The sequence below is a fragment of the Bartonella capreoli genome (assembly GCF_902813205.1).
Classification (GTDB): Bacteria; Pseudomonadota; Alphaproteobacteria; order Rhizobiales; family Rhizobiaceae; genus Bartonella; species Bartonella schoenbuchensis.
Genome location: NZ_CADDZX010000116.1, coordinates 1 through 556 on the forward strand (window position 1 = coordinate 1; position 556 = coordinate 556).

The window sequence follows — 556 nt, forward strand, 5'->3', positions numbered from 1 at the left end:
TTAACAGTATAAGGATTTTAATAGGCGCTTTTGTTGTATTTATATGCTTGAAAAAGGCTTAACCCTTATTGACATAGGTATCATTAAATCATTTCAAGCTTTTATTATGATGGTTACAGATATTCCTCTTGGATATTTTGCCGATAGAAAAAGTTATAAAATATCTATAATTTTGGCAGCGGCTTTTGCTACCGCATGGCTCTTTCTCATGGGAGTTTCTACAAACTTTTACGGTTTTCTTTTGGCAGAAACTTTTAATGCATTATCGCTTACATTTATTGCTGGTGCCTATAATGCCCTACTTGTTCAATATGCAAAAACAAAACTTGCATCCACTAAAAAAGTGCTCGGTTCCAGCTCTCAATATAATTACATTGGCATGTTTATATTTAGTTTGATAGGCGCATATTTTGCCGATTATTCTAGCCAATATATATGGTATATATCTGCGTTTTTAATGATGATCACAACAGTCTTTGGTTTGTTTTTTTTGGATGATCTAAAAGGAGAGAAAAAAACAATAAAAGCGAATTCTTTCATTTCTGACGCAAAAGAA

Annotated in this window: 1 pseudogene; it reads left to right on the top strand. The window is 32.2% G+C overall.

Going from position 1 to position 556, the window contains the following annotated elements:
• Positions 1-556: pseudogene (locus tag J7R05_RS07605) on the top strand (MFS transporter); the annotation flags it as partial.